This is a genomic window from Adhaeribacter rhizoryzae (genome assembly GCF_008629685.1).
In the GTDB taxonomy this organism is placed as follows: domain Bacteria; phylum Bacteroidota; class Bacteroidia; order Cytophagales; family Hymenobacteraceae; genus Adhaeribacter; species Adhaeribacter rhizoryzae.
In genome coordinates, this window is record NZ_VWSF01000045.1 from 1 (window position 1) to 8,694 (window position 8,694).

7 protein-coding genes and 1 pseudogene are annotated in these 8,694 nt (G+C 35.8%); 3 read left to right on the plus strand and 5 right to left on the minus strand.

Annotation, left to right across the window (positions count from 1 at the left end; translation table 11 throughout):
• Positions 1 to 140 precede the first annotated feature (140 nt).
• The gene (locus tag F0145_RS25885; RefSeq protein WP_223816247.1) at positions 141 to 1,025 is read left to right on the plus strand and encodes an McrC family protein; all 885 of its coding nucleotides are present in this window, start codon (positions 141 to 143) and stop codon (positions 1,023 to 1,025) included.
• Positions 1,026 to 1,038: 13 nt separating this feature from the next.
• The gene (locus F0145_RS25890; RefSeq protein ID WP_150093582.1) at positions 1,039 to 1,554 is read left to right on the plus strand and encodes a hypothetical protein; all 516 of its coding nucleotides are present in this window, start codon (positions 1,039 to 1,041) and stop codon (positions 1,552 to 1,554) included.
• 19 nt (positions 1,555 to 1,573) lie between these two features.
• On the opposite strand, the pseudogene F0145_RS27110 reads toward F0145_RS25890, so the two are convergent.
• The 4 genes and pseudogenes from F0145_RS27110 to F0145_RS25910 all read right to left on the minus strand — a co-directional run.
• Positions 1,574 to 1,984: pseudogene (locus tag F0145_RS27110) on the minus strand (transposase); the annotation flags it as partial.
• 205 nt (positions 1,985 to 2,189) lie between these two features.
• Complete coding sequence (locus tag F0145_RS25900; protein ID WP_150093586.1) at positions 2,190 to 2,774, minus strand: hypothetical protein; 585 nt, start codon at positions 2,772 to 2,774, stop codon at positions 2,190 to 2,192.
• Positions 2,752 to 6,081 (minus strand): DEAD/DEAH box helicase, encoded by a 3,330-nt coding sequence (locus F0145_RS25905; protein WP_223816246.1) that lies wholly within the window; start codon positions 6,079 to 6,081, stop codon positions 2,752 to 2,754. The genes F0145_RS25900 and F0145_RS25905 overlap by 23 nt, the downstream gene beginning before the upstream one ends.
• A gap of 225 nt (positions 6,082 to 6,306) precedes the next feature.
• On the minus strand, positions 6,307 to 6,870 hold the full coding sequence (locus F0145_RS25910) for a GNAT family N-acetyltransferase (protein WP_150093590.1): 564 nt from the start codon (positions 6,868 to 6,870) through the stop codon (positions 6,307 to 6,309).
• A gap of 407 nt (positions 6,871 to 7,277) precedes the next feature.
• Here F0145_RS25910 and F0145_RS25915 point away from each other — a divergent pair, with 407 nt between their 5' ends.
• Positions 7,278 to 8,396 carry a sensor histidine kinase gene (locus F0145_RS25915; protein WP_150093592.1) on the plus strand — a complete coding sequence of 373 codons (1,119 nt, stop codon included), beginning with the start codon at positions 7,278 to 7,280 and terminating at the stop codon, positions 8,394 to 8,396.
• A 104-nt stretch (positions 8,397 to 8,500) separates the two neighbouring features.
• On the opposite strand, the gene F0145_RS25920 is transcribed toward F0145_RS25915, so the two are convergent.
• Positions 8,501 to 8,694 (minus strand): peptidoglycan-binding domain-containing protein (locus tag F0145_RS25920; protein WP_150093594.1); only part of this gene is annotated, 194 nt, incomplete at its 5' end.

The window sequence follows — 8,694 nt, forward strand, 5'->3', positions numbered from 1 at the left end:
TAGGCGGGTGGAAACCCCACGAAAAGCAGGCGGGGGTGATTACCCTTTTGCGCGGTTGGAATTACTTCCAGCATATCTTGCACGGGTGGACCCTGGCCCAAAAATTTGTGTCCTAATCGTAGCATTATACAGAAGAGCTACTGACTAACCAGCCTTTTCAGGCGTTTGAAGAGGTACTGGAAGAAACTCCTTTTTTACGCGGAAGGCTGGCCATGGCAGAATACTTCCAGCAGAATATAACCACAGGCTGCTGGCAATATTTTCAATCAGAATACGAGCCATTGGTTTACGATAACTTGTTCAACCGAATTGTAAAATATACAGCCCGAATCCTGACAGAACTTAGTAGCAACGAAATAAACAAGGGTAAACTTCTACAGATACAATTCTTATTGGATGAGGTTACCGATTGCGTTTGTGTTTCCTCGGATTGTGATAAGGTAAAACTTAATCCGCTCTATTCAGATTTAGCAGATATTTTAAAACTATGCAAGGTATTCCTCTCTAATCTAACCATTAACAACGATGCTCCTTCCGAAAGCAACTTCTGTTTTTTATTGCCAATGGAATATGTGTTTGAAGATTTTATTTTCTCATTTATCCAGGAGCATTTTCCTGAGCTTAATGCAAAAGAACAAACAGGAGGTTTCCTAGCCAAAAGAGAAGGTAAGAATGTGTTTAAAATTAAAAATGATGTTTTAATAGAAAAAAGGAAGCTTATTCTGGATACTAAATATAAAATCAGACATGATGCTAAGGATGGGAAGGATGGCGTTTGCCAAACTGATTTATACCAAATGATGGCTTATGCAGTGAAGCGGGGTTACTACGATGTGTTACTTCTGTATCCGGAAAGGCCAAACAATGTTGGCCCTGAAAGTAAATTTACCATAGAGAGTCCGTTTACCCTAGGTAAGCCAATACAAATTGAAGCTCAGAATATTGATATAACTAATCATAAAATCGGAAGTTTAGATTCGCTGATTTTTCAACAATTAAAGAAGGTATTGTATAAAAACTCATGAAATTAATTGCTATATGGCAATCTCTAACGAAATATTAAGTAAAATTAAGGTAGACTTTTATAGAGGTTCAGATAATCAAACCTTGTTATTTTATAACCAGGGGCAAGAAGAGCTTTTTTGGTATTGGTTTAAAAAGAACGCGATTAAGTATGAGCCTAAAGATAAACTCCAAGTTAATAAACTAAAAGAAGGAATTATTCCAAGCCGGTGCTTCGGGAATTCTCAGGTTATGGCATACAAAAAGGATAAGGATTATTGTGAGGGTTTTGTTGAAGTCAAAGAAGATTTTATTTTCCACGGATTTAACGTACATGGCATATTTGCCGAAGATTATACAATAGCAAAAAATCCAAAGCACTTCAAATATTCCGGCGGCAAACTACCTTCAGAATACTATGGCATTATCATTCCAAGAGATTTCATGATTAAAGAGAACAAACAACTTATCGATGAAAATGACGCGACCATTCCATTTCTGATTTATAAGTATTTTCTTGCACAAAATTATATTTTAATAAAACTTACTTAGTGCCTAAGCGTAGCAGCCTGGCCGATTCGGAGAGGTTAAACTGGTAGATTTCCCGTAGCTGTTCTTCCATATCACGCGTGCTCATCCCTTTGTCATAGAGCGAAATTACCAGCACTTCAATGCTTTCGGCCAGGCTGCTGCGCTTAGGCACCACTACCGGCTCAAAAGTGGAGGCTCGGTTTCGGGGTACTTTTATCCCTACCGCCCCCTATTTACTTTTGAGTTTCTTGCTAGTCTTGCCTTGGCGGGAGTTATCAGTATTGCGGCCTTCGGGAGCATGTTTTTCATAACCCAGATGCTGGTCCAGCTCGGCTCCGAGCATTATTTCGGTGCCGCGTACGAATAATTCCTACATGAAGTAGGCAAATTCTTTTGAGCCCTTGAACAGCTTCAGGAACTCTGCGTTGTGAAAGTCGTCTTCACTAATCATTCTAGTGTCCTTGACTACGTTTAAGTTAATAAAACAGGTCCGAACTTTTAACCCGAACCTTCCTTTAAACATTTTTATGGACACTGTCAATTTATGACTGTATAGGTGCAGCGGATCTATTGAACCACGACACATAAATGTTTCATTAATGAACGTCTGCCCGCTTTTGGCAATACCTTGTTATCGGCTGGCGTTCTGTCGGTCATTATGTAGTCCATAGTTTAAATAATGCTAATGCACTTAATACTAGAGTTAATCCACCAATTACCCAAAGTGATATTTTTATTGTTTTTTGGCTGTCACCAAGTATTTGGGTTTGTTTGTCCATTTCAGCTTTGATTACTTGACTTAATTCTTTTGTATTCTTAGCAAACTCAATTTCAAAAATCTGTTTTATTTGGTTCCTTTCATTTTCAATAAGTTGCTTGATTTGAGATTTGTTTTCGTCAAGTTTAATCCTAAGTGTGCTTTCAAATTCTTTGTAAAACTCCTTGTTATCTTTTCGTATCAGGTCTGTCTTTTCTTCAACAAGTTTTGCAAGTTCAATTTTATTCTGCTTGTTTGAATTTTCCAGTTCAATCAGACTTTTAGCAACTTTATCCTGCTGCGCTTTTTGAAGCTCATTAATTTTATCAAGCGTTTTGCTATTTTCTTCAAACTGCTTGCTTATTTTGTTATATGTTTCTGTTAGCTGCTGTAACTTTTTGTAAGCACCCGACACTTCTTTGAGTTGTCCAACTTCTTGGTTGAACTCTTCAAGGGTTGTATTAAATTTTTGCAAGTTGCTCATATAATCTCTTATTAAGTTTTTTAAGTTCTTGTAATTTTTGAGAATAAACATCATTTAGTAAATATGCCAAATCGTAATACTCAGCAAGTTCTTCCAATATTTCAGGATAAAATTTTGAAATAGATTGGCTTAGGTTAACTTTTTGTTCTTCGGTTAAGTTTTTTCCTAAAACTTTTAAGCGATATAAAAAGACGCTTTGTTGGTCTTTCGTAAAAGTTTCCTTAATACTTGATAATGAACTTTCAAAACGTTCTTTTCCATCACTATCATCAAATTCTTTCAACGCTAGACGAACAAAACCACTCAAAAAGTTAAGACCGACATTATTTCGATAACTTTCCAAAAACCGGCTAATGCTATCTTTTAGTTTATCGAATTCGGCCTTATTAGGAAATTGGTTCTTAGTTAATAAAACTTCAAACCATTTCTCGAATTCTTCAGGGTTTTCAGCTATATGCTGAAGAACGAAAGTTGTTTCTGAAAAAATGAAATAGCTGTCAATTCGTTGCTTAAAGCTTTCGCTATCCTCAAATTCAGAACACCAATCAGAAAGCGTTTTTAAAGATTGTTTACGACCGTATGCAATATTTTCAAAAGTCCAATTGAGTAAATACAAAACTGACTTTTCAAAAATTGAATTTTGTTCAAATCTCTGAACTTCCGTTTTTATATCTACGTTGGGTTCATATTTCGTAATGTAGTCCGAAACACTTTTTATAATATGCCTTTCTTCAAGCGAGTTAAAATGAACTTCAAAATGGTCAATAAAATTTGTTGTCCAATCGTTAACAACGCCCAAAAGACTTAAACGATAGATTGCTTTTTGTAAAGCGTCATTATTAATTTTCAATTTTGAATAAGCATCACTCCAAAAAATTCGCGATTTTGAATTTTCTTTAAAATAATTTCTGATTACACCTAAAATAATTTCAAAGTCCTTCTCAATGTCGTTCTGTCCTTGTGTGAAAAGAAAAACTTGTTTGAAAATATCCCTGCCGTTCCATTTTACTTCTTCGCATATTTCTTTAATTTCAGCAAAAGTTGTGTCTTTGTGAAACAATCGTTGCACTCTTTCATAATCGTGTGTTTCGGGCGAATAAAGCACAAAACATTTACCTATTTTATTTTTATTTTCTTCTTTTCGTTTGTCCCAACGGCCTGCTCTTCCAGCTTCTTGATATAATGCTTCAACCGAACTTGGTAAACCGTAATGGAAAGTGTAATGAATATTCTGTTTATCGATACCCATTCCAAATGCTTTAGTAGCAACTAAAAGCTGATATTTGTTTTCCTTGAAATCTTTTTGAACACGCTGTTTGAATTTGTTGAATTCATCTCTTTCCATTACTGGCTCTGTTCCAATCCTTCGACCTGTATTTTCGTCAATAACATCACGCTTTGGAATGTCGCCCGAAAACCAACTCACTTTATTTTGATAAATCGCGTTTAAAGTATTTGAAACTTGATAACAACCATAAGCACCATTTACATTTGGAGTAAATACCAAACCTGCCTTTTCTGTCGTTTCAATAAAACTTTCTGTGTCTTTTAAATCTTCAAGAATTTCTCTGATTTTTTGGTTTTTATTTCCGTTATCATTGATTACTTCAAATTGTAGTTCCTTTCGGCTGTAATCTAAAAGAGATTTGATGTTTTCATCCTCCAATCGTTGTTTTTGTCTTGAAAACTCAATCTTAATATCTTTCAAAACATTAACGGAAGCGGTTGCAGTTAAACCGATGAATTTTATTTTTCCTTCTCCGTTTTCATCTTTTGGACTTAATTTGTCAATTGTCTTGGCTAAATTAAGATACGAAGTTCTAAAATCGTGTCCCCATTCTGAAAGGCAATGCACTTCATCTACAACCGCGTAAGCAATTGAAAAATTTGCAACAATAGCACTAATTTTTTCTCGGAAAGTTGGAATTTGAAATTTTTCGGGTGAAATCCAAACAAATAAATATCTGCCTTGCTCAAAATTTCTTTCAATTTCTCTTCTGTCTTCAACCTCCAAATCACTTGTAATGAAACTTACATTAGTTATAAGAGTTTTTATTAAATTGTCGTTTTGGTCGTACATCAACGATTTAATAGGGCAAACGACAAAATTAATACTTGGTTGAAGTAAACAAGGAAGCTGATAACATAATGATTTTCCACCACCTGTTGGTAAAAGTCCTATAGTGTCTTTTCTATTCAGCACATTGGAAATTATTGGAAATTGTCCTTCTCTGAAATTTGACTTGTCAAAAATGTTGTCAAGAAAAAACTCTATAATAGGTTTGTCCTCGTCAGTTACGTTGTAATTGATTGGTTCGGTTGTGCTTACTCTAAAATAGTTTTTGTCTTTCACAACGTCAAAATAATCAGTCCGTACAAAAATTACATCTTCGCTGATCTTATTTTCGTCTGTGTATCGTTTAAATAAAGAAAAGTCTATGTTTATTGCCTTTGATATTGGCTGAAACTGGTTTTTATAGTTTGTTATTTCAATGTTGAAATTTGGCTTTTTGAGCTCATGTTTGCTTTTAAGTTGCCAAAGTTTATTAATCCAAATTAATAAATCTTTTATAGCTAAATCTGCAAAATCAGGTAAATTTTCGTGGGCTAAAATGTTGAAATTCCAATCTTCTTCAAATGTCAAGTAATTATAAGTAAGCAATTCGAGAAGTAAAACTTGGAAACGGATTATTGCCGTAGGTAATAATTTTGTTTTAATTTCATCTCCACTCATTTGATTTCTTTCTATTTTCTCGCAAGCATTTTTGTAGTAGGATAGAAGTTTCTCAAATCTTTTAAGATGCGTTAAAATTGTTTCAACTTTTAATATATAAGTTCCGTTTTGAAATTCTACTGTGTTAATTCTTACAGTTGTAATTCCTTTGCTTGATAAAAAGGTATCTCTTATGCTGTCAGAAACTCTTGTGACTTCATCAAGTTTGTGTTGTTGGCCATCAATTTCAATCACAAGTTTGGCTTGTGGTAAATAAAAATCAACTTGTTGGTTTATGAAATTTTTATTTTCTTCTCCAATAATTTCGTTGATTTGAATTTCTGGAATTATCAACGATTGAATAAAAGAATATTCCCCAAATTCATTGGATATTATTTTCTCAAAAAAGTATTTTGCCGGATAATAGTTGTTGTCTTTGTCGCCTTTTATAGTATCGTTCCAATTTGGTGTTTGATTTGTAGCAAACAAAAACCGTTCTTCAAAGTTGTCAAGTTTATGAATTTCGCCTAATTCAGATTGTAAATATTTTGAAAGAGTTGTCGGAAAACCACGTTGCAAAATATTTTTAGTCACATACAAGATCGGTATCAAGTCAGCGTTGGTCTGATTTGTTACAAGGTTCTGAATTACAAAATTCGGATTTGTGTACGTGTAGTTTGCCGTGTATTTTTTCATTCAATATTCTGTCGCTTGTTTTTTGGCAGTGCGGTCGATTACCTTTGCCGATAACGCTCTCGTGTAAGGGCTGGCAGAGGCCTTCGACCGAAGGTGACGTTTACACAATATTATCTCACTTTTTTATACTTCTGTAAATGCATCATTGAATGTTTCAGCATCTATGTGTAGCCTCTTTACATAAGTGCTACCAAAATTATTATCGTCAATCCTTATAAAACCACATTTTTTTAATACACTTTCACTTGCTGGATTATCTCCTTTTATATATGCTGGGAGTATAGTATATTCTAAATCTAAATATGCCTGAAGGCGCATATTTAAAGCTAATGTCATTAGTCCTTTATTTCGGTACTTCTCAATTATTCCATAATTAAGGAGAGTTTTAAAACCTGTATTAGAATAATCCGCTAAGCCTGCTTCGCCAACTGTAATAAATCCAATCATCTTACTATTGCTACTATCATAGTAGTCTATTGGGCTGGGTTGTTTGGCAATTTTTATAAAAACAAAGTCAGATGGCCCAGATTCTTGATTCTTTTTTATCCAACTGTCCATGATGTTTCTTGCATCTTGGATTGTTTGTCCACGTAGATTTGGGAATTCCTTTTGAAATTGTGGGTCTTTATTCATTTCAAAGAATTCGGAATAGTCGTTCTTGTGAGGTAATGTCAATAGTAAATTCATTTTTGTGAAATATTTAAGAGTTTAGATCGGAGCAACTATTGGCTAAACGGAGTTTATTCCGTTTAGCCATCCAACATCAACGGATAACCGGAACTGGACGAACTAATATAATATATATTTAATTTAATATAAAATAATGTGCGGAAAGTAATTTTAAGAAATGGAATCCAAGGAAAGTACCAGAAAACCCCTTAAATAAAGCCCCGCTCAATTCACTGGAAAGGGGTTTTCTCTTATAACATACGATATGTTAAACAAAGGGTGCATTCTGACTTTCTTTATATTTGAGAGAAGGGAAGGAGAAATTTATATAGTAAATTTTCGGCTGAATTCTCTTGTATTAAATGCGAGCGAAATAAATAATATCTTTGCTGGCGATTAGCTAATTTGTAGTGCAATTGTTTTAGATGCCACATCCCAAGTACAAAAGACGTCTTCTTTTTGAATCATTGTTTGAGAATGCCGGCGTTGGGCTGGCGTTAGTGGCCAAAGAAGGCATCCCCTTTAGAGTTAATGCAAAGCTTTGTGCACTGCTGGGTTATTCTGAACAGGAGTTAGTTGAAACTTCTTTTGAAAAGTATACACATCCGGAGGATATCGAGAAAGACCTTGATTTATTTAAAAGCTTACTTTTGGGTGAAATTGAGGTCTATGAAATTGAAAAACGTTATATCAAAAAGAACGGTCAGGTATTCTGGGGGCTGCTGACCGTATCCATGGCACCACCGAAAGAAGGCGCTGTGACCCTTATAGGGATGGTACAGGACATTGATGCCCGGAAATGCGCTGAGGCCGAACTGCTCAAAAGCGAAAAACTTCTCTTGGAGCATAACGCCTATAAAGATAAGTTGTTTTCCCTGATTGCCCACGACCTTAGAGGCTCTATTGGCTCAAATGCTAGCCTACTCAGTTTTATAGAGAACAACCATGCTTCCTTGTCCAAGGAGGAAATCGTAAAGTATATATCACTACTGAATGCTAATGGTTCCCAGACCTTAGAGATGTTGGATAACTTACTGGCCTGGTCGCAGTCCCAGTTTAAGGAAAAAAGATTTGAACCGGCTATCTTGTCCCTATCCCAAGCAATAATAAAAGTAAGTGAGCAGCTACAGCAACAAGCCAAACTCAAGAATAATAGCATCCAGGTGCTGATTTCTGCTAATTTAGAAGTTTGTGCCGATGAGCAGATGTTACATGTTATCCTGAGAAACCTTCTATCAAATGCTATTAAATTTTCCTATTCAGGGAAAACAATAACCGTAACGGCCATACAGGATTCGTCCTTTGTTTATGTCACGGTTACGGATAAAGGAGTCGGGATAAGCGAGCGGAACATAGCGAAGCTTCTCAACAACAATAGGGAAGGCTTTACCTCCTATGGCACGAAGGGAGAGAAGGGGACCGGGCTGGGCCTTAATCTTTGTCTGCAATACATCGAGCAACACGGAGGTGACCTACAAATTAACAGTGAGGTAGGCAAGGGAAGCCGTTTTACTTTTTCCATTCCTGCAGCGGAGCAAGAATAAGGATTTCCCGCGAATACAAGTTTTATTGCTTAGGAGTTATTTTTTTCCTTTTTAGCCTTGTTCGTTCTGGCCAATAAGTAAGTTTATGTAAAGAGAAGCCTTCTTCAGGCAATAACCACCGTATCTATAACTAGCCAGGTTTTGGGGCCCACAATGCCATCGGCTACCAGATTATGTTCCCGTTGAAAAGCCCGTAAGGCCGCCTCCGTTTTTGGCCCAAAGTTGCCGTCTGCTTCTACCCTTATTTTTACTTGAAACAGCTTCACCAACTCCCCGGAGGCTCCCCGACGAAGGGTAG